The organism is Maritimimonas rapanae (assembly GCF_057837205.1).
The window spans coordinates 1,112,875-1,133,410 of sequence record NZ_JBYQFI010000001.1; the positions used below are offsets into that span (position 1 = coordinate 1,112,875).

Annotated in this window: 19 protein-coding genes and 2 tRNA genes; 8 read left to right on the plus strand and 13 right to left on the minus strand. The window is 31.3% G+C overall.

From position 1 onward, the window contains the following. Positions 1-37: 37 nt before the first annotated feature. Complete coding sequence (locus AC3IF2_RS05305) at positions 38-1,159, minus strand: M14 family zinc carboxypeptidase (protein WP_489166029.1); 1,122 nt, start codon at positions 1,157-1,159, stop codon at positions 38-40. A gap of 244 nt (positions 1,160-1,403) precedes the next feature. Here AC3IF2_RS05305 and AC3IF2_RS05310 point away from each other — a divergent pair, with 244 nt between their 5' ends. Further along, positions 1,404-1,763: a helix-turn-helix domain-containing protein gene (locus AC3IF2_RS05310; protein WP_489166030.1), complete on the plus strand. Its 360-nt coding sequence runs from the start codon at positions 1,404-1,406 to the stop codon at positions 1,761-1,763. Positions 1,764-1,811: 48 nt separating this feature from the next. Here the strand turns inward: AC3IF2_RS05310 and AC3IF2_RS05315 are convergent, their stop codons facing one another. Genes AC3IF2_RS05315 through AC3IF2_RS05330 form a run of 4 tightly spaced genes read right to left on the minus strand, consistent with a single transcriptional unit; the run spans position 1,812 to position 3,908 of the window. Next, positions 1,812-2,378, minus strand: a complete 567-nt coding sequence (locus AC3IF2_RS05315; protein ID WP_489166031.1) for a DUF4252 domain-containing protein — start codon at positions 2,376-2,378, stop codon at positions 1,812-1,814. Between the two features lie 4 nt (positions 2,379-2,382). After that, positions 2,383-2,961 carry a DUF4252 domain-containing protein gene (locus AC3IF2_RS05320; RefSeq protein WP_489166032.1) on the minus strand — a complete coding sequence of 193 codons (579 nt, stop codon included), beginning with the start codon at positions 2,959-2,961 and terminating at the stop codon, positions 2,383-2,385. 4 nt (positions 2,962-2,965) lie between these two features. Next, a complete protein-coding gene (locus AC3IF2_RS05325; protein WP_489166033.1) occupies positions 2,966-3,412 on the minus strand; it encodes a hypothetical protein in 447 nt (148 codons plus the stop codon). Next, a complete protein-coding gene (locus tag AC3IF2_RS05330) occupies positions 3,399-3,908 on the minus strand; it encodes an RNA polymerase sigma factor (protein WP_489166034.1) in 510 nt (169 codons plus the stop codon). Before AC3IF2_RS05330 ends, AC3IF2_RS05325 begins: the two co-directional genes overlap by 14 nt. 136 nt (positions 3,909-4,044) lie before the next feature. Here AC3IF2_RS05330 and AC3IF2_RS05335 point away from each other — a divergent pair, with 136 nt between their 5' ends. Genes AC3IF2_RS05335 through AC3IF2_RS05345 form a run of 3 tightly spaced genes read left to right on the plus strand, consistent with a single transcriptional unit; the run spans position 4,045 to position 6,492 of the window. Further along, entirely contained in the window at positions 4,045-5,529 is a 1,485-nt protein-coding gene (locus AC3IF2_RS05335) for a S41 family peptidase (RefSeq protein WP_489166035.1), read from the plus strand. Positions 5,530-5,589: 60 nt separating this feature from the next. Then, positions 5,590-5,958, plus strand: coding sequence for an RNA-binding S4 domain-containing protein (locus AC3IF2_RS05340; RefSeq protein ID WP_489166905.1), 369 nt, complete (start codon positions 5,590-5,592; stop codon positions 5,956-5,958). A gap of 36 nt (positions 5,959-5,994) precedes the next feature. Continuing rightward, on the plus strand, positions 5,995-6,492 hold the full coding sequence (locus AC3IF2_RS05345; protein WP_489166036.1) for a phosphoribosyltransferase family protein: 498 nt from the start codon (positions 5,995-5,997) through the stop codon (positions 6,490-6,492). Here AC3IF2_RS05345 and AC3IF2_RS05350 read toward each other — a convergent pair. Next, positions 6,473-6,985: a shikimate kinase gene (locus tag AC3IF2_RS05350; RefSeq protein ID WP_489166037.1), complete on the minus strand. Its 513-nt coding sequence runs from the start codon at positions 6,983-6,985 to the stop codon at positions 6,473-6,475. The two genes, AC3IF2_RS05345 and AC3IF2_RS05350, sit on opposite strands and share 20 nt — an antisense overlap. A 111-nt stretch (positions 6,986-7,096) precedes the next feature. On the opposite strand from AC3IF2_RS05350, the gene AC3IF2_RS05355 reads away from it, so the two are divergent. The 3 genes from AC3IF2_RS05355 (at position 7,097) to AC3IF2_RS05365 (ending at position 8,240) form a co-directional block, all read left to right on the plus strand. Next, positions 7,097-7,169, plus strand: a tRNA-Lys gene (locus AC3IF2_RS05355). A gap of 62 nt (positions 7,170-7,231) precedes the next feature. After that, a tRNA-Leu gene (locus tag AC3IF2_RS05360) sits at positions 7,232-7,315 on the plus strand. Positions 7,316-7,502: 187 nt separating this feature from the next. Next, a complete protein-coding gene (locus AC3IF2_RS05365; protein ID WP_489166038.1) occupies positions 7,503-8,240 on the plus strand; it encodes a carboxypeptidase-like regulatory domain-containing protein in 738 nt (245 codons plus the stop codon). Positions 8,241-8,286: 46 nt separating this feature from the next. On the opposite strand, the gene AC3IF2_RS05370 is transcribed toward AC3IF2_RS05365, so the two are convergent. The 5 genes from AC3IF2_RS05370 to fabG form a co-directional block, all read right to left on the minus strand. After that, complete coding sequence (locus AC3IF2_RS05370) at positions 8,287-9,108, minus strand: prohibitin family protein (RefSeq protein ID WP_489166039.1); 822 nt, start codon at positions 9,106-9,108, stop codon at positions 8,287-8,289. A gap of 99 nt (positions 9,109-9,207) precedes the next feature. Beyond that, a complete protein-coding gene (locus AC3IF2_RS05375) occupies positions 9,208-10,569 on the minus strand; it encodes a RagB/SusD family nutrient uptake outer membrane protein (protein ID WP_489166040.1) in 1,362 nt (453 codons plus the stop codon). 18 nt (positions 10,570-10,587) lie between these two features. Further along, a complete protein-coding gene (locus AC3IF2_RS05380; RefSeq protein WP_489166041.1) occupies positions 10,588-13,584 on the minus strand; it encodes a SusC/RagA family TonB-linked outer membrane protein in 2,997 nt (998 codons plus the stop codon). A 114-nt stretch (positions 13,585-13,698) separates the two neighbouring features. Further along, positions 13,699-15,723, minus strand: coding sequence for a vWA domain-containing protein (locus AC3IF2_RS05385; RefSeq protein WP_489166042.1), 2,025 nt, complete (start codon positions 15,721-15,723; stop codon positions 13,699-13,701). 9 nt (positions 15,724-15,732) lie between these two features. Beyond that, positions 15,733-16,479, minus strand: a complete 747-nt coding sequence (fabG, locus tag AC3IF2_RS05390; RefSeq protein WP_489166043.1) for a 3-oxoacyl-[acyl-carrier-protein] reductase — start codon at positions 16,477-16,479, stop codon at positions 15,733-15,735. 152 nt (positions 16,480-16,631) lie between these two features. On the opposite strand from fabG, the gene AC3IF2_RS05395 reads away from it, so the two are divergent. Next, entirely contained in the window at positions 16,632-18,563 is a 1,932-nt protein-coding gene (locus tag AC3IF2_RS05395; RefSeq protein WP_489166045.1) for a prolyl oligopeptidase family serine peptidase, read from the plus strand. A 76-nt stretch (positions 18,564-18,639) separates the two neighbouring features. Here AC3IF2_RS05395 and sucD read toward each other — a convergent pair whose 3' ends face one another. Both sucD and AC3IF2_RS05405 read right to left on the minus strand, forming a co-directional pair. Further along, positions 18,640-19,512 carry a succinate--CoA ligase subunit alpha gene (sucD, locus tag AC3IF2_RS05400; RefSeq protein WP_489166046.1) on the minus strand — a complete coding sequence of 291 codons (873 nt, stop codon included), beginning with the start codon at positions 19,510-19,512 and terminating at the stop codon, positions 18,640-18,642. Positions 19,513-19,595: 83 nt separating this feature from the next. Next, a complete protein-coding gene (locus tag AC3IF2_RS05405) occupies positions 19,596-20,534 on the minus strand; it encodes a UDP-3-O-(3-hydroxymyristoyl)glucosamine N-acyltransferase (RefSeq protein ID WP_489166047.1) in 939 nt (312 codons plus the stop codon). Between the last annotated feature and the right edge of the window lie 2 nt (positions 20,535-20,536).

The following is a 20,536-nucleotide window of genomic DNA, read 5'->3' on the forward strand; positions in this document are numbered from 1 at the left end:
GTAAAAGTGAAAATTTTATTGAATAAAACCCAAAATATTAACATATTTTTTTAAGAAAACGTTGTAGTTCTTTTTTATCTGAAAACCTCAAATTATTTCCGTCTACAATTTTATTTGCGTTATAGTTTTCTAAATTCCCAATATGCTCTATTTCAGGAATAAAAATGATTTCTTTTTCAATTAATTTTTCTTTAAAAAGAACACCGATGTCTACTCTTTTTGACTTATTTTCAAGAAAAACATTCTTATATATGATGTCTAAATAGTATTTTTCGTTGTTTGGAATGTCAAAATAAGACTCAAAATCGTCTGATTTGACTTTTGAACTGATGAAATTTAATCCTTGTAATAAGGATATAAAATTCAATTTTCTTACTTCTTCCCTGTCATAATCATCTTTAGAATGCCCAGCTTCAATCAAAATTGTATTATGACCCTTTTTTTGAAAATTATCACCTGTAGCCGTTTGATAAAATTCATCAGTGTATCTACCAATCTTTTCAGGGATAATTTGTTGTATTAATTCATTAATAGAAACAATTACGCGCATAGTATCTTTTCTTCCATCTGTAATTGTACGTTCAATATCTACAGATGGGGCTAAAAATGATAAAGTTGCAGGTTCTTTCGTATTCCCCACAGAAAAAATAGTACGCTGATCATGAAGATTGAAACAATATTGTGGATTAACTTCTTTTAGTATTTTTAATAATAACCTACTTTCAGGAGCTTTAAGATCAATCACGTCTCTATTTAAGTCAATATTGTTAGCATTTACTCTGGTATAAGCTTTAGCTCCGTCAGGATTTAACATTGGTATAAAAGTAAGTGTGCAATTATTTAAAACTTGATCTCGTAATTCTTTATAATCCTTTGAATTTTGAAAAAAATTAAATAAATCAAATAAGGCTTTCGTTCCTGTACTTTCATTTCCATGCATTTGAGACCAAACTAAAACTCTTATATCTCCATTTCCAACGGTTATCTTATATATTGGCCTTTTCTCGATTGACTCTCCGATTCTTAAAAATTTAAAAGGGTCACCTAATTGTGTTACTAAAGGCTCAATATCTACCAATGTAATATATCTACCATACAGAGAATCTTCTTTGAAGACATCATAGATTTTTTGAATTTTCTCTGCATTAATTTTTATCATATTACAAATGTAAATAATCAAAAGTTTACAATTGTAAATTACATTTGTAAATAATATTTATTGATGATTGACTTAATTATTGAAATATTTATAATGATTTTAATTAATTTAAATTAAAAGATTTGAATTCAGCTAATTAAAATACTTTTACTAAAGTGATCATTTTGCTATTTATAGTGTTATTTTAAGAATACCGTAATTATTTATACATAAAAGTTTACTTTTGTAACCAAACATTTGTGTGATGATCAATACAGAGCAGTTTGGTAAACGACTAAAAAAAATAATGGAATATTATCAATTATCTTCTGCTTCTTTAGCCGATGAAATTGGGGTACAACGCTCAAGTATTTCACATCTATTATCAGGTAGAAATAAACCAAGTTTAGACTTTGTATTAAAAGTTTTGGATAAGTACAAAGAAGTTGAATTATACTGGTTAATGAATGGTAAGGGTAATTTTCCTAAAAAGATGACTACTACTCCATCCAATCAACCGCAAAGTATTAGTGATTTTTCTAAAGTAGAGTTTACAGATACTAAAGAAATAGAACGCATTATTATTTTTTATAGTGATGGTACCTTTGAAAACTATATTCCATAAAAAATCCCGCCATAAGCAGGATTCTGTCGTTAATTGCTCTAAAACTAGCTAGTCAATTTTTATATTATTAGATTTAAAAAAACCTTCTAACTGTTTTAAACCTACATTACCGTTGTCAACATTTTGGATGCTACTCATTAACTTCATAATGTTTTCAGGTTTCATATCATCGCCTAACACACGTACAAGAGCAAATCCTTGTGTTTTATCTGAGGCGTATACAACAACTTCATCAAAACTTTCTGTGTTCTCATCACCTTCGTATTTAATAACTATATCTCTGCCTTTGTCCTTCATGCGCATTAATTCGCTAAACTTCTTACTCTTAAGAATTTCCTTAACTTTTTTCTTTTCAACATCATATTCATCAGCATTCGATTCATTTTTTTTAAAAGCTAATACATTCATCTTTTTTAATGAAGCTAAGGCATCTTTTGCTTCTGCAGGAACATCATCTTTTAAGGAAATAATGCTTGCAGGAACATCTACAGAGATAAAATTCTTATTATCCTGACTGTCAATGTAATACTTTTGCAAGGATGCTTCACTACCTGCACAAGAAACTATCAATGCGGTAAAAGCAACAAATGCAATAAGGTTTGCTAATCTTTTCATGCTCTTATTTATTCTTTTTTACTTTCTTTAAGTGTTCACCACCCTGAATATTCATCTTACTGGTTAATTCTGATATCTTATTTAAATCAATATCACCAGTGATTGAAACAATTACTGCTTCAGGCTTACGGTTTTCATCACCCATATGTTTGCTCATGCCTTCTACGAACATAAATAATTCACTTACATGATCGGCATCTTTACCTTCTCTAATGTAAATCTTTACATTTCCTTCTTTATCCTTAACTCTCATTAATTCAGATAATTTAGAAGACTTTAAGTAAGTAGTTACTTTAGATCTCATATCTGCAGCAATAGAAGAACTTTCAGTTGCAAACACTCTTAAGTTATTTAAGCTATTTACTAACTTTATATACTCTCTTGCTTCATCTGAATCTGCTGAAATTTTACCCATTAGCTTAAACATATTTTTGTTTACTGCTACTACAGATACATCTTCCATATCTTCATATTTGTCAAAAATTGATGATTGAGCAAATGTGAATAATGGTGCAATTGCTAATGCAAGGGCTATGATTAATGTTTTAGTTTTCATTTTATTGTTTTTATTAATAGTTTTCATGATTCTACTTTTTTGTTAAAAATACTTTGTTCTGCGCCTTATCAAATTCACTCAATCCAGCGAAAGCAACATTTTCTCCTTTATTTAGGTTTTGAGAAATAAGTTGGAAAGCTTTTTGAGTTTCTAATAAAGCTAGTCTAGCTTCTTTTTCTTCTTGAGCGGATAAACCACTACTAAAAGAATCTTGCACAGAATACACACTAAATAATAAGACTACAGCTGCAGCTACTGATAACCATTTCCAATTCGAATTTCTAGGTTTTAAAGGAATGGTCTTCGTAAAACGCTCTGCTTTACTCTTATTAAAATAACCAAATAATGCTTTGTATTCTATAAGATGAGAAGCTATATCATCTTGAGAAAAATACATTTTTAAAGTTTCCTCTTCTTGTAAAGAAGTTTCTGCTTCTAAGTACTTATCTAGTAATTTTTCTATGTTAGCTAATTCCATACTTATGTTGTTTTATGAGTTGTTCTCTAATTGTTTTTCTTGCTCTAGACAGCGCAACACGCACTGCTGTAGGCTGTAAGTCAAGAATCTTGCCAATTTCATCATATTCATATTCTTCTACATCTCTCAGTTGAATGATCAACTTCTGCTTCTCTGGCAAATCTTCTATTAATTCGTGTACCTTACTTACACTATCTTCTAATTCTAATTGTCTTTGTAATGAGACACTATTATCTTTATAATTACTATGAACCAATGCTAAATTATTAGATCTTTTTGCTTTTAGTTGATCTAAGCAATAGTTTTTAGTCATAGTCATTGCAAAAGCTTCTACATTGTTATAATCTTTTAGTTTTGCTTTATTCCTCCATAGTTTGAGGTAAAGTTCTTGTGTAGCATCTTCTGCTTCATCAGTTGAGACTAACAAACGTTTTGCAAGCCTAAAAACTTTATCTTTTAATGGTAAAACTGTATTTAAAAACTCAGTTTGCTTCATGTTTGGTTTGATTCTTGATACAATACTATTTTATCGTATCACAACATTACGACGAGTAAGTTATATTTTTGTTACATCTGTAATAAAAAATATTAAATTGCGACGAAATTAATTTAAATATATTAACTAAAATTTTATGAAGAAAGTATTTTTAGCATTGTTGTTTGTTTCAATGTTTGTTAGTAGCTGCAGTAGTGATGATAGCCCAACTCCTGAACCAAACCCCCAACCCACTCCTAATAATAATGTTGAATTAGACAACCCAATAAACAACTTTACGTGGAAAGCATTAAACTCTTGGTATAATTGGCAACCGAATGTACCAAATTTAGCCGATAGTAAGGACGATGATAGAAATAGTTATCATACCTTTTTAAATGGCTATTCTACCCCTAAATCTTTATTCGAGGATTTACTGTATGATCAAGGAAACACAGATAGATTTTCATGGTTTATTGATGATTATGTTGAACAACAGCAGGCATTCCAAGGAATTACAAAGTCTTTTGGCTTTAGACTACAGGCTGTGCAAATAAATACTGCAGGTGATATTATTTTTTATGTTCGCTATGTTGCCCCTAATTCTCCTGCAAGCAATGCTGGTATAAAGAGAGGAGACATTATTAACGCTTTGGATGGTATCGTATTGAATTCTAGTAATTACAGTGCTACTGTAAGTAAACTTTCTAATGAATCACTAACCTTATCATTTGTAGGTAAAGATGGAAAAACTAAAATTGGAGATAAGACTCTTACCGCTGTAGTACTATCTGAAAACCCTGTACATCTTTTAAAAGTATTTGAAAATATTGGAGGTAAAAAAGTTGGTTATTTAGTCTATAATGGGTTTAGATCATCTTATAATGACGAGTTAAATACTGCGTTTGCTTCACTAAAGTCTGAAGGTATACAAGAATTAATATTAGATCTGAGGTTAAATGGTGGTGGTTCTGTTCAAACGTCGGCATATCTAGCAAGTATGATTAATATGTCTGCAGATGACGAAGAATTTGCCGAATTACGTTTTAACTCTAAACATACTAATCAAAATGGGTCATATTTCTTTGAAAACACTTTGAACGTTTATAATACTGATGGTGATAAGATAGCTGAGCAAACTATTAATAGGCTTGTTGGGCTTAATAAAATATATGTGTTAATATCTGGTAGTACAGCGTCTGCGAGTGAAATGATTATAAACGGACTTAAGCCGTTTATGACTGTTAAGACCATTGGTACAACTACTTATGGTAAAAATGTTGGTTCAATTACATTATATGATTCGCCCTCAACTGATTATACAGGTTCACAGAATGCGAACCCTTCTCATAAGAATGCGATGCAGCCTATTGTTTTTCAGATTTATAATAAGAATGGTGAAAGCGAATATACAAATGGTTTTTCTCCAAATATTGAAGTTGTAGAATATGAATCATGGGACAACATTTTACCTTTTGGGGACGAAAAAGAAGTAGTTCTAAAAGGTGCATTAGATGACATTAGGGGAATAGCTACAAAAAAATTATTTAAAGTTTCTGAGGATATAAGTATAGAAGGATTAAAACTTCCTGAGGCTAAATTTGATAAAGAAATGTATATCGATAGTGATTTTTTTAATTAGTAAAATCTAAAAAACTATTTTTAAAGTCGCCTACCTATGGCGACTTTTTTATTTTTGAACATGCGAATTGATAAATACCTTTGGGCTGTACGTTATTATAAAACTAGAAATCAGGCATCTATTGCCTGTAAAAAAGGTCAGGTACGGGTAAACGATACAATCTCTAAACCTTCAAGGGAAATATATATAGGTGAAAAAATATTAGTTCGTAAAAATCAAATTAACTATCAATTAGAAGTATTAGATATTCCTCCAAATAGAGTTGGTGCTAAATTGGTTGATATATATAGAAAAGATATTACACCAAAAGAGGCATTCGAAAACCAAGACATTCTAAGATTAGCAAAAGAGCATTATCGTAAAAAAGGAGCTGGTAGACCTACAAAGAAAGATCGTCGAGATTTAGAAGATTATACAGATATAGATTGATAATTGTTAATATATTTGAGAGGTCAAAACGATCTAATGGAAAAGTCAGTTATACTTACAAATAAAGAAATTCAGCATAAAATAAGACGTATTGCATTTCAAATCTATGAAAGCAATTCTAAGAATAAAAAAATAATCATAGCAGGAATTTCTAAAAATGGATTTCTACTAGCCAAAGAATTAAAAAAAGTACTTGATAAAGTATCTGATTTAAATACTACACTTTGTGAAGTCAAAATAAATAAAACAAATCCAATAGAAACTATTACCACTTCTCTTTCTCCTACTGATTATAAAAATGGTTCTTTAATTTTAGTTGATGATGTATTAAATTCTGGTACAACTTTAATGTATGCTATAAAACATTTCTTAAATGTTCCGTTAAAACAATTTAAAACGGCAGTTTTGGTAAATAGAAACCATAAAAAATATCCTGTTAAAGCAGATTTTAAAGGGATTAGTCTTTCTACTTCTTTGCAAGAACATGTTACTGTAGAATTTAATAAAAAAGAGGCTATAGCGTATTTGACTTAATTTCATTTACAACGTCATCAATAGTTTTACCATCAACATTTATTGTTTTAGAAGCTTTTTCGTAATATATAGATCGTTCAAATAAATGCTTAGCTATAAATTCTTTTAGCTGACTATTTATTAAATTTTTAATTAAGGGTCTGCTGCTTTTTTCTTTAACTAGTCTATCGTATAAAGTTTGTATAGAAGCCTTTAAAAATATTGAGTTAGTATTGTCTGTAATTAGGTTAATATTATTAGCATAACATGGTGTACCTCCTCCAACAGATAAGATATAATTTTTTTGAGTGCAAATAATTTCTTTAAGGTATTTGTTTTCAATTTTTCTAAAATAAATCTCTCCTTTATTCTTAAAAATATTATTTATTGTATCTCTCTCTTTATCAGATATATAATTATCTAAATCGATATAATCGTAATTAACTTTCTTAGCTAATTTTTCACCAATTGTTGACTTACCACATCCCATATATCCCATTAAAATTATCTGCATAAAAAACTGATTTTTAGTTAAGTAAAATTCGTGGCAAATATCGAATAAAAAATATTATTTTTTTACTTGTATAATTGATATTTGATAGTATATTTGCATCCGAAATTGATTGACCTGGTAGCTCAGTTGGTAGAGCATCTCCCTTTTAAGGAGAGGGTCCTGGGTTCGAGCCCCAGCCAGGTCACTTTCAAAGATTAAAAGTTAAGCAAATCGCTTAACTTTTTTTATTTTTGACCTCTTTATTTTGCGCGCATGGCGGAATTGGTAGACGCGCCAGCTTGAGGGGCTGGTATCTGTATAGATGTGGAAGTTCGAATCTTCTTGCGCGCACTTTGTAAGTTCTATTTATTTTGCATACTAATAGTGTGGTATCCTTTTTGTATTATTTTAACACATAATTAGTGAAATATTAGTATCATTGCCCATGCAAAAACAGCTACGTTATATTCTTATTTTTTGTTTAATCAGTGTAAGCTCTTATGCTCAAAATACTATTAATCAAGATTCTATCAAGAAATTGAAAGGAAAGATTATTAGTGTTACCGATAAAAAGCCTTTACAAAGTGCACATATTTTAAATCTTAATTCTGTAGTAGGTACGACTACAAATCGAGAAGGTTTATTTGAGATAACAGCTCAAGCTAATGATACTGTTTATATATCGTATATTGGATTTCAATCAATTAAATTAAAAGTAACCAATGATCTTCTAAGAGGAAATGAATTGGTAATTTCTATACATGAGAAAACATTAAATATAGACGAAGTTACAGTTAAAGCCCATAAACTTATTGGTGTTTTAGTTGTTGATGCTGCCAATATACCGTTAGATCGCTTTAACAGGATACATATAGAAGGATTACCTCAAGCTTATGAAATCGGTAGGCCTTCTGCTAAGGAATATACGTCTGCTGTCAACGCTGTATTTAATCCTATTGATTTTTGGTACAATAAGCTAGGAAAACGACCTAAAGAGCTTCGTAAACTTAAGAAGCTAAAGGAAGAGGATAAATTGCGTGACATTATGGAAGAGAAATTTAGTCGCGAGATTTTGATGGAATATATGGATATGAGTCGTAAAGATTTAAGTGATCTTTTAAAGGAATGTAATTACTCAAACAGATTTATTAAAAAAGCAAGTGATCTGCAAGTAATTGAAGCCGTATTAGAATGTTATGAAAGTTATAATGCACTTAAGAAAGGTAAAGTGCAAAAAGATGTCATTAGAATCAACAACAGTAAACAAGGAAATTAAAAAAACCAGCCGAATAGCTGGTTTTCATTTTTATTACTATTTCTTTTTAATTATTTCCTAAAATAAGAGGCATACCATCTTTACCTCCAACAATCACAACTTTAGAATTTGGTGATTCTGATAATTTTAGTGTAGCGTCAATACCTTTATCTCGTAAAATTTTATCCGTTAAAGACGCACTTAAAATTCTATTTGCGTCTGCTTTACCTTGGGCTTCAATAATTACCTTCTCCGCTTCTTTTGCAGCGGTAACTAGTCTAAACTCATATTCTAAAGATTCTTGTTCTTGCTTTAATTTACGTTCTATGGCTTCCTTAATAGTTGGTGGCAAAGTTACATCTCTTACCAACACCTCATTCAATTGTACATACTGCTTCTCTAAGATCTTTTTAGTTTCAGTAAAAATCTCATCTTGTATTGCATCTCTTTTACTCGAATATAACTGTTCAGGCGTATAACGACCAACAACGCTACGTGCGGCACTTCTAATAGCAGGCTGAATAACACGCTGTAAATAATTTTCACCTAAACTTTGATGCAAATTACCTAAGTCATTATACACTGGTTGATACCAAGCTGATGCATCAATCTGAATTTCTAGTCCGTTAGAAGATAATACTTTCATTTTTTCAAAAAGTTCTTGTTGCCTTACCTCATAAACATGCATGTCGTTCCAAGGTGCTACAATATGAAAGCCCTCACCATAAGTTTTATCTGTAACTACACCCTCGTCGAAGGTTTTATATAAGACACCAGCTTGCCCAGAACCTATCGTCACAGCGGATTTGGTGAAAAGAATTATAGCTATTATAGCTAGGATAATAATTGGTAATCCTATTTTCGGAAATTTTAATTGTGTATTACTCATATTTACGTTTTTGATTGATATCAAAGGTACAACTAAATAAAAAAACTACCTTACAATTAACAGTAAGGCAGTTTTACTAAATAAAGCTAGTGGACTTTATTAATTACCGTATCCAGAATTCTGTACCATTAAAGTATTTGTATCCATTTCACCTTGAGGAATAGGAAGTACTAATGAGTTATCATTATATGGCAAACTACCAATGGCATTTTGAGTTCTTTTAAGATCATGAATCAAATGTCCTTCAAAACCTAACTCCAACTGTCTTTCATTTAATATCAAACCTAATGTTAACCCACCTAAGGCTGAGGCTCCTGATCTTGCTCTTAAGGCATTAATCTCAGCTAAGGGAGCTAACCCAACAGAAGTACCTTCTCTAAAATTGGCTTCAGCTCTAATCAGGTGCATCTCTCCAATTCTCATCATTGGAATGTTTCCAAACTGATTTGTGTATTTAGAGGTTAGATCTAGTCCATTGTCAGGGCTAACATAAGTAAATGAAGCTCTTACATCATTGGTAGGATCATCAAATAAATCAGTATAACCAGATGCGACAGCAATATCTCCTTGTCTACCTCCATTTGCTTGAGAAGCATAAAAAGTAATTAGATCATTACCACCATCTTGATCAGTGACTTGAAAAGTAAATATATCTTCAGAGCTATCGGCATCATTATTAAAGGCCTCAGCAAATGAAGAGGTTAAGTTATGGCCACTATTGGTAAGTACGTCGTTAGCGGCATCTCTTGCTGCAGCATAATTTCCTTGTTGTAAATAGACTCTTGCTAATAATCCTTGTGCAGAAAATTTATCTGCAAAAATTCCATTAGAATCTGGTAGTAAACTATATGCGTCATTTAAATCATTTATTATTTGATTATAAACATCTTCAACTGAACTTCTAGCTATCGATAAATCAACTCCAAAATCAGTAATTCCGACTAATCTCAATGGAACTCCTGCTTGACTATTAGCTTGCCCCGATTCATATGGCAATCCAAATAATTTCACTAAATCAAAATATGATAAAGCTCTTAAAAATTTAGCTTCACCTTCAGCATTACTTTTTGCGCTTGTGCTACTAGTTATAAGATCTAAATTATCTAAAACCAAATTAACTTCATTGATTACTTCATAAGAATTAGCCCAATTTCCAGCTACAAAACCATTATCAACTAAAATTACTTTATTAACAATTTGTCTAGGTGCCAAAAATGTACCATTCCAAGAAACTTGATCAGTACTACCTAATAGATCAGCAATTACTTGTGATCTACCACCAAATGTTGCAACTTGTCCAGCTTCACCATAAGCACCAATTAAAACATTAATAACATTTTCTTCAGAAGATAATGCTGATTCAAATGAAACACTTTGAGCAGGCTCAATATTCAATTCATCTTCGCATGAGGTAAATAGTAAAATAAAGCCTACTATATACCATAATTTATATATTTTCATTTTCTTATATTTTAAAAATTAAAAAGTAATATTTACACCTAAAGAGTAAGTTCTAGCTGCTGGTGCTGAATAAAAGACCTGACCAGGAGCTGTAGCATCATTAGCATCACTTCGTGACTCAGGGTCGTAACCTTCATAATCTGTAAAAGTTAGTAAGTTTAGACCACTAAAATAAAGGCGAAAATTACTAAGCTTTATTTTTTCTAATACATTACTTGGTAAATTATAACCAATAGTAAGATTTCGCAAACGAATAAAATCTGCTTCTTCTAAATAACGTGTTGAATGCCCAGTACCATTACCCCAACCTAATCTAGCCTGAGGAATATCAGTAATGTCTCCTGGTTGTTGCCAACGTCTTAACTGATCTGTAGTTTGGTTGTCAAACCAATCAGCGTTTGCAGATTGAAAACGTCCACCTCCGTTATAAATACTTGCACCCCATTCTCCTTGGAATGTAAAACTTAAATCAAAATCTTTAAAAGTAAATGAGTTAGTTAATCCACCAATCCATTCTGGAAAAGGACTACCAATAACAATTCTATTTGCTGCATCTGGGTCATTTGTAGTTCCACCACTTCCATCATTTAAATTATATAACGCATCACCATTATTTGAATCCACACCAGCATATTCTATTAAATAAAATGCATTTATGGCTTCACCTTCTCTTAAAATACTTCTACTAGTTATTACATCATTACCATCTGGTAATTCTTTAACTTCATTATCATTTTGACCAATATTAAAATTAGTAGTCCAAGTAAAATTATCACCTATTATATTTTTACTTTGAATAGTTAACTCTAGTCCTTTACTAGTAATTCTACCAATATTCTTATTAATACCATTTCCGTTTGGATCACCTGAACTAGGAGGTAATGGTTGCCCAAAGATTAAACCATCAGTATCTTTAACATAATAAGCAATTTCACCAGAAATTCTATTGTCAAACAACCCATATTCAATTGCAAAATCAGACTGAGTAGATTCTTCCCAAGTTAGATTATCATTTCCAGCCTGTGTAGGTGTAATACCTGGCCGTTGATTATATGATGTTCCTCCGAATAATCCTCTAGATCCAAAATTTCCAATTTCTGCATTACCAACTACCCCCCAACTACCTCTAAGCTTTAAGAAAGAAAATGTATTAGAATTTGCCATAAAATCTTCTTCAGATAAAATCCATCCTGCAGAAAACGCAGGGAATATACCGAACTGCTCTGATTTACCAAATCTTGAAGAACCATCTCTTCTAATACTTGCTTTAAATAAATATTTATCATTTAAAGAATAGGTAGCTCTCGCAAAATATGATACAAAAGTGTAAGCTGTAGTATTTCCTTCTCCAGCTGTTATCGAAGCAGCACTATTAACAGTTTGAAAATCATCTGTTGGGAATTGAGTACCAGTTACACTTATATCTCTTTTATCACTTTTATTATACTCAGTACCAATTACTAAATCTAAGTCGTGAATTTCATTAAAGTTTTTAGAAAATGTTAGATAATTACTTATAATATAGTTTTCTGTATTAACATTAGAAGCAAATGCTTGACCATTGGTTGATTGAAAAGGAGCTAATCTACCTACAAATTGATCCTCAACTTGACTATAAAGATCATAAGCAAAATCAGAGTTAAACTTAATCCAATCAGTAAATTTATATTCACCAAAAATTTTTCCAGTAATTCTCCTAATTTTAGTGTTGTAGCTTGCATATTTATCTTGTAACAAATAGTTTGCATAAACAGTATTTGTAAATGGTTCTCCATCTACGAAAGCAGGTGAAATAGGAGATTGCGCTATTGCCTGTAGAGGAGTTACAAATGCATTATCATTTGCAATTCTATCTATATTTGCTCTACTATAACCTAAATTCATACCAGCTGTAAATTTTTCAGATAGCTTATGGCTAACATTTATACGAGCGCCTATTCGATCTAGTTCATTACCATGAACAATACCTTTGGTATCATTATACGAAGCAGTAAAGAAGTAAGATGTTTTTTCACTACCACCTGACATAGAAAAATCTGCATCTCTAGTATGTCCCTTTATTAAAGCTATATCTTGCCAATCTGTATCATAAGTTCTACTTTGCCAAGTTCCGTTTGAGTATCTATCAAACCTACCTTCAACAAAACCAGGAGCTGGCCAACCACCAAATGCAAAACCATTTGCGGCAGCCTCTGTAAACAATTCAATATATTGATCTGCGTTTAACCAATCTCTCTTATTAGAAGCTTCACTAACACCATTTGAAAAATTAAGGGAAAATTTAGCCTTTCCTTGTTTACCCTTTTTAGTTGTTATTACTACTACTCCATTTGCTCCTCTTGCACCATACATAGCTGCAGAAGATGCATCTTTTAATATATCTATAGATTCAATTTCGCTTGGACTCAAAGTTAATAATGGATTTGTTGGTGAACCATTATTTGACTCATCGTTATTAACTAGAGGTATACCATCTAATACATAAAGTGGATTAGTACCGGCAGTTAAACTAGCTTGACCTCTAATTCTAAAATTAAGACCACCTTCAATTTTACCATTTGTTTGACTAATCTGTACCCCAGCTGCTTTACCAGCTAAAGAATTAAATACATTTGGCGTTGGTACACCTTCAATATCATCAGAACTTAATTTTACAATATTGTCTGTTAATTTTCTCTTACTTTGTGTTCCGTATCCAACTATTACAACTTCATCTAATACATTATCAGCTTGAAGAATAACATTAATTATGTCAGAGTTACCCACTATTTTTTCTTGAGTTGTCATACCGACAAAACTAAAAACGAGAGTTTCCCCTTCTCTTACTTGAATTGAATATTTACCATCAAAATCTGTTTCAGTACCAATTGTTGTGCCTTTAATTAAGACACTAACGCCTGGTAATGGACCAGTTTCGTCTGTAACAGTACCTGTAACTGTTTTTTCTTGCGCAAATGTAAATTGCACAAAAAACGCTAATAAAAGCGTCAAAATGCTAAGTCGCTTTGTTTTCATATTTATTTGATTTGAATTAATTAGTTCAAAAATCTTAATAAAAAGTTAAAAAAGCTAATAAAATCTTAATAAAATGTTAATGAAAATTAAAAAAGTTAAAATCAGAAATAAATATTATACCATACCATAATACTTCCTTATAAACCATTCTAAGCCTAAAAATAGCACAACTAGACCTAGTAGCCACTTCCAATTAATAAGTTGAGATTGTTTTATAGTACTTTTTTGAATAGACTTGTAATCTTCTCTTACACCAAGATTTTCTAATAGGCTTTTATAATTAGAATTATGGTACAACTTGCCATTAGATTGTGATGCAAGTGAGTTTAATGACTCTACATTAGCATACGTGAATTGCTGTTCTATGTTATAATCTAAAACAGTAAATGACCCACTTTTCTGTAAGTTTTGATCTTTTACTGTTGCAGTAAATGAATATTCTCCGCTAGATAAATTAGGGATATTTACCTCGTAGTATTGTCCATTTAACCTTAATGGAAAATTTTTCACCTCATTAGTTTGTGAGTTGTTTAAACTTAACGACAAATTAGCCCTTGTATCTATGGCGTAATTACTATCAAAATAAGTAGCTTCAATTTTAATAATATCATTTTGATATACAATTGGTTGATAATTTAATTCTAATCGATTTAATCTCTTTTTTATAGAAAGATATTGGACTAATTTGTTTATGAAACTATCAAAATCTGTAAATGATTTATTTTGAGTAAATGAAAAAACTCTCCATTTCCAACTATTTTCACCTAACAAGATAGCTCCTCTTCTTTCTTTATCGGCAAAAGTTGCTAATAAAGGATTATTGATTTGTATGCCATTGACATTTTGGTGTAAAATTGTTTCAGAAGGAACATTAAATTTGATCTCACCAAACTTTGCTTGTAATGGAGGAAATTCTTCAAAATTAAGATTATCTAAAACAAAAGATGAGTAACTGTTATTTAAGGAAGCTTGATAATCTTCAGATTGATTAATTGTACTTTTCTTAAAATCTGACTGTATATTATTTAAAAAGTTCCAATCTGTTTGTGTACCTGAGATAATAAAATAGTTACTATTTTCTGCGATTAATTTATCGAAAATAGTTTTAAAATTTCTATTAGGTTGGTATAATATAACTAACTGATACTCTTTTAGGTTTAAATCAATTGAAGCCTTTAAAATATCAACTTTTCGTTGTTTGTTAGTTTCTATAGAACGTTTAAACATTCCTAAGTCTGGATGCATAAAATCACTTACCAAAGCAATTTTTGATTGCTCATTTATCACATTAACTACAAAATTCTTTCTATTATTTATAACATTAAATTCGTTGGCGAAAGCAGAAATAGATATGCTGTAGTTTATTGCTCCTACTCTATTTGCAGTTAAGTTAAAATTAACTTTTTCTGAATTTTTCTCCTGTGAAAGTGTAATCGTTTTTCTGTATACATTTGAATTACCTTGTGTTACAGTAAGATTAGTAGAAATAGTTCTATTTCCATTATAATTTACAAAGACTTCAACAGGAAATGTGTTATTTAAGAAGCTATATCTATTCACATTTAGTTTAGAAATCTTTAGATCCTCTTGCGGTATTGTATCACCTATGGCAATAGGGAAAATTGTTGATTTTGATCTATAAAAAGAATAATCTGTACCTAATGTTTGATTACCATCAGTAATTAAAACTATAGCAGTATTTTCATCTTTATAAAGATTTTCAAGCGAACTAAGAGTGTTTACTATATTGGTACTGTTTGAATTAAAATCTAATGAATCCAATTCTTGTACATTTTCTGAGAAAGCGAAATAATTAACATCATACCTTTCGTTTATAGTATTATCTGTACGAATAGTTTGCAAAACTTCGTTGACTTCTAAGTCATTCTTTAAAAATTTAATTGAGGAAGAATTGTCAACAACTACTAATAGCCTGGGCTTTATGGTTTCTAGGTGTTTAGTATCTATTGAAGGATTAATAATCAATAAAAACAATAAGAATAAAGCTAAGAATCGTAAAAAAGCTAATAGAATGTTAGTTCTTGATCGTGCTTTTGACTTATAGAAATATTGAAAAACTGCAATTGCTAAGGCAACAATTGCAGCTAGTAGAATATATAAATATGTTGTTATTTCCAAAGTTAAACCTTATGTCAGCATTCCACCATCTACGCTTAAAGTTTGACCAGTAATATAGCTAGACATATCAGAAGCTAAGAATACACATGCATTAGCAATATCCTCTGGTGAGCCACCTCTCTTTAAAGGAATAGCATCTCGCCAAGCTTTAACAGTTTCTTCTGGTAAAGCTCCAGTCATTTCAGTTTCTATAAAACCTGGTGCAATTACATTACTTCTAATATTTCTAGATCCTAACTCTAAAGCAACAGATTTAGAAAATCCAATTATACCAGCTTTTGAAGCGGCATAATTTGCCTGACCAGCATTTCCTTTTACACCAACAACAGAACTCATATTTATAATGGAACCTGCTCTTTGTTTCATCATTGGGCGAATTACTGCTTTTGTCAGGTTAAAGACTGACTTTAAATTTACTTCAATCACCTTGTCAAAATCTTCTTCTGATATACGCATTAGTAAATTATCTTTAGTTATACCAGCATTATTAATTAATACATCTATAGAACCAAAGTCTTCCAATACATTTTTTGCTAATTCTTGTGCTGCATCAAATTCTGCCGCGTTCGATTGATACCCTTTAGCTTTTACACCTTGAACTTGTAATTCCTTTTCTAAAGCTTTAGCTGCATCAACAGAAGAACTATAAGTAAAAGCTACATTGGCGCCTTGTTTTGCAAAAACTTCTGCAATTCCTTTACCAATACCACGTGTTGCTCCAGTAATTAAAGCTGTTTTATTTTCTAATAATTTCATAGAGTTAAGTCAGTTAAATTGAACACCAAATATACTAAAATAGTTATCCTCGATTTGTATCAATTATCGATAGATTTGTTAAAATATTTCTTAAAATGTAACTTTATCTAAAAATAATCGTCAAGTATATATTAACTATAATAATTCAATTCATGAAAAAACTAGCAATGCTATCGCTAGTACTTTTATTTGTGGTAGCATGTAAAAACTCAAAAGACGACAAGCCTGTCGCAATGAAACCAGCACCAAAAATTCCTGTTGAAGACTTTTTTAAAAATTCAGAAAAAAGAACTTTTCGTTTATCACCAAATGGAGAATATGTAGCTTATATGGCTCCATACAAAAACAGGATGAATATTCATGTTCGTAAATTCGATAGTGACTCTGCAACTAGGGTTACTAGTGTAGAAGATCGAGATCTTTCTGGATATTTCTGGGCTAACAATGATCGATTAGTTTATGTGCGTGATAAAGGTGGTAATGAAAATTTTCATCTATTTGCCGTAAACAAAGACGGGTCTAATGAAAAGGACTTAACACCTTTTGATGGCGTACGTGCTCAAATTATTGATGATCTTGAAGAAAATCAAGATGAAATGATTATTGGTCTAAACAAAAGAATTCCACAAGTATTTGATCCCTATAGATTAAATATCAATACTGGTGAAATGAAATTGCTTTATGAAAATCCCGGAAACATAACTGGTTGGGACACTGATCATGATGGCAAACTGCGGTTAGCTTATGTTACCAATGGTGTTGATAATACGATTATGTATAGAGAATCTGAAGATCAACCCTTTAAAGAAGTAATAACTACTAACTTTAAAGAAACATTAGCTCCTCAATTCTTTGATTTTGACAACGGTCATACAGTGTATGCAGTATCAAATTTAGGAAGAGATAAAGCTGCCGTTGTAAAATATGATCTTAAAGAGAATAAAGAATTAGAAGAAATTTTTATTGATAATGAAGTTGATGTTGACGGTATTTCGTACTCATCGAAAAGAAAAGTACCAACAGTAATTAATTTTACTAAAGATAAATTAAATAGAAAATTCTTAGATAAAGAAGCTGAAGATATTTTTAAAAAATTAGAAGATGAATTAGGTACCGGCAACGAGTATTATGTTACTTCTAGTAATAAAGAAGAAGATAAGTTTCTAATTTATGCAGGTAATGACAAAACAAGAGGTTCTTATTACCATTATGACAAAAATTCTGGTGAAGTTAAACACATGGCAGACCTTAGCCCTTGGATTAAGTCTGAACATATGGCCGAAATGAAACCTATTAGTTATACTTCTAGAGATGGTCTTAAGATTAATGGGTATTTAACTTTACCTATTGGTGTTGAAGCTAAAAATCTTCCAGTAGTTATTAACCCTCATGGTGGTCCTTGGGCACGTGATAATTGGGGTTATAATCCTGAAGTACAATTATTAGCTAATAGAGGTTATGCAGTTTTACAAATGAACTTTAGAGGTTCTACAGGATACGGAAAACAATTTTGGGAAAGTTCATTTAAAAAATGGGGACAAGAAATGCAGAACGATATTACTGATGGTGTAAAATGGTTAATTGATGAAGGTATCGCAGATCCAGAGCGTGTTGCTATTTATGGTGGTAGCTATGGAGGATATGCAACTTTAGCGGGAATTACAAATACACCAGATTTATATGCAGCAGCAGTTGATTATGTTGGTGTATCTAACCTGTTTACATTTATGGAAACAATTCCTCCATATTGGGAGCCATATAAGAAAATGTTATATGAAATGGTTGGAGACCCTAGTACTAAAGATAGTGTTATGATGAAAGCTAACAGCCCTGTTTTTCATGTAGATAAAATTAAAGCTGCATTATTTATTGCTCAAGGTGCTAACGATCCTCGTGTTGTACAAGCCGAATCTGACCAAATGGTAGAAGCTTTAAAGAAAAATGGCGTTACGGTTCAATACATGTTAAAAGAAAATGAAGGCCATGGCTTTAGAAATGAAGAAAATCGTTTCGATTTCTATAATGCTATGACAGATTTCTTAGATAAGAACATGAAAGAAAAACCTAAAGAAATCAAAACCTGATTCCTTTTAGTTTTATTAGTTAACGAAAAAAGCCTGCAAAATGCAGGCTTTTTATTTAAAAATATAAAGTTATTACTTATCCTAAAACTTCTGCAACCTTTTTACCAATTGCTGCAGGAGAACTCACCACATGAATTCCATTAGCTGCTAAAATTTCCATTTTAGCTTGAGCTGTATCATCCTTTCCTCCTACTATAGCTCCAGCATGTCCCATAGTTCTACCAGCTGGTGCAGTTTGCCCTGCAATAAAACCTACTACTGGTTTTCTATTACCGTCAGTTTTTACCCACTTAGCGGCATCAGCTTCTAGCTGTCCTCCTATCTCACCGATCATTACTATGCAATCTGTTTCTTTATCATTCATAAGCATTTCTACAGCTTCTTGAGTAGTTGTACCTATAATTGGATCACCGCCAATACCAATAGCGGTAGTAATACCCAACCCTTGCTTTACAACTTGATCAGCTGCTTCATACGTTAAAGTACCAGATTTTGAAACTATACCCACATTCCCTTTTTTGAAAACAAATCCTGGCATAATACCAACTTTTGCTTCATCTGGTGTAATAACACCTGGGCAATTTGGTCCAACCAAACGACAATCTCTATCAGCAATGTATGCTTTTACCTTAACCATATCAGCAACAGGTATTCCTTCAGTAATGCAAATAATTACTTTTATTCCTGCGTCAGCAGCCTCCATAATTGCATCTGCTGCAAAAGCTGGTGGTACAAAAATAATGCTCGTATTTGCATTGGCTTTCTCTACAGCTTCTACAACTGTATTAAAAACTGGTTTATCTAGATGAGTTTGTCCACCTTTACCTGGCGTTACACCACCTACTACATTGGTTCCATATTCTATCATTTGACCTGCATGAAAAGTACCCTCACTACCAGTAAAACCTTGAACAATAATTCTTGAATCTTTATCTACTAAAACACTCATTGTGATTTATATATTTTAATTTGTTAATTATCTCGATTAAAACTCGACAAAAATAATTTTTTAAATATGATTGTAAAAGCCTTTTAAGATATATTATTTACTTTTTCTATAATTTGAGGTAAGACTTTAATTCCTGCTAATTCTCTATATTTTTTTCTCGCTTCATCGCATGGTGATCCAAAATATGCTTTACCTCCATCTAAATCTTTACCAACACCAGATTGTGCATATACTACCGCTCCTCTACCTATAGTTATGCCACTTATAACGCCTACTTGTCCCCATAAGGTAACTTCATCTTCTAAAACTGTACAACCCGCAATACCTACATGCGAAGCAATTAAACACTTTCTACCGATTACAGTATCATGGGCAATTTGTACTTGATTATCAATTTTGGTTCCTTCTTTTATAGTAGTATTACCGGTAACTCCTCTGTCTATGGTACATGATGCCCCAATTTCTACATTATTTCCTACAAGTACACTTCCGCTAGATTGCAATTTATCAAACCCTTCTGGTCTTTTTTTGTAATAAAAAGCATCAGCACCAAGCACAGTACCTGAATGTATGATTACATTATCACCTAAAACACAATTGTCATAAATAGTAACATTAGGATGTATAAGACAGTTACTACCAATCTGCACATTATTACCGATAAAAACATTGGGTTGTATTATAGTGCCATCTCCAATTTTAGCTGAATCTGCAATAGATTTGTTGGCACGCTTGAAAGGATTGAAATGAGCGGATAATTTATTAAAATCATTAAAAGGATCATCAGAAATTAAAAGCGCTTTTCCGTCAGGGCACTTTACTTTTTTATTAATGAGGATAACTGTGGCTGCTGATTCTAATGCTTTGTCATAGTATTTAGGATGATCTACAAAAACAATATCACCAGGTTCAACAACATGAATTTCATTCATTCCTAAAACAGAGAAATTTTCATCACCAATATATTCAGAATCAATTAATTCAGAAATTTCTTTTAAAGTATAAGTTCTAGGGAATTTCATTT

Bases quoted from the DNA above. Each gene is read 5' to 3' on its own strand.
- AC3IF2_RS05305 (WP_489166029.1), bottom strand. From the start codon at position 1,159: ATGATAAAAATTAATGCAGAGAAAATTCAAAAAATCTATGATGTCTTC.
- AC3IF2_RS05310 (WP_489166030.1), top strand. From the start codon at position 1,404: ATGATCAATACAGAGCAGTTTGGTAAACGACTAAAAAAAATAATGGAA.
- AC3IF2_RS05315 (WP_489166031.1), bottom strand. From the start codon at position 2,378: ATGAAAAGATTAGCAAACCTTATTGCATTTGTTGCTTTTACCGCATTG.
- AC3IF2_RS05320 (WP_489166032.1), bottom strand. From the start codon at position 2,961: ATGAAAACTATTAATAAAAACAATAAAATGAAAACTAAAACATTAATC.
- AC3IF2_RS05325 (WP_489166033.1), bottom strand. From the start codon at position 3,412: ATGGAATTAGCTAACATAGAAAAATTACTAGATAAGTACTTAGAAGCA.
- AC3IF2_RS05330 (WP_489166034.1), bottom strand. From the start codon at position 3,908: ATGAAGCAAACTGAGTTTTTAAATACAGTTTTACCATTAAAAGATAAA.
- AC3IF2_RS05335 (WP_489166035.1), top strand. From the start codon at position 4,045: ATGAAGAAAGTATTTTTAGCATTGTTGTTTGTTTCAATGTTTGTTAGT.
- AC3IF2_RS05340 (WP_489166905.1), top strand. From the start codon at position 5,590: ATGCGAATTGATAAATACCTTTGGGCTGTACGTTATTATAAAACTAGA.
- AC3IF2_RS05345 (WP_489166036.1), top strand. From the start codon at position 5,995: ATGGAAAAGTCAGTTATACTTACAAATAAAGAAATTCAGCATAAAATA.
- AC3IF2_RS05350 (WP_489166037.1), bottom strand. From the start codon at position 6,985: ATGCAGATAATTTTAATGGGATATATGGGATGTGGTAAGTCAACAATT.
- AC3IF2_RS05370 (WP_489166039.1), bottom strand. From the start codon at position 9,108: ATGAGTAATACACAATTAAAATTTCCGAAAATAGGATTACCAATTATT.
- AC3IF2_RS05375 (WP_489166040.1), bottom strand. From the start codon at position 10,569: ATGAAAATATATAAATTATGGTATATAGTAGGCTTTATTTTACTATTT.
- AC3IF2_RS05380 (WP_489166041.1), bottom strand. From the start codon at position 13,584: ATGAAAACAAAGCGACTTAGCATTTTGACGCTTTTATTAGCGTTTTTT.
- fabG (WP_489166043.1), bottom strand. From the start codon at position 16,479: ATGAAATTATTAGAAAATAAAACAGCTTTAATTACTGGAGCAACACGT.
- AC3IF2_RS05395 (WP_489166045.1), top strand. From the start codon at position 16,632: ATGAAAAAACTAGCAATGCTATCGCTAGTACTTTTATTTGTGGTAGCA.
- sucD (WP_489166046.1), bottom strand. From the start codon at position 19,512: ATGAGTGTTTTAGTAGATAAAGATTCAAGAATTATTGTTCAAGGTTTT.
- AC3IF2_RS05405 (WP_489166047.1), bottom strand. From the start codon at position 20,534: ATGAAATTCCCTAGAACTTATACTTTAAAAGAAATTTCTGAATTAATT.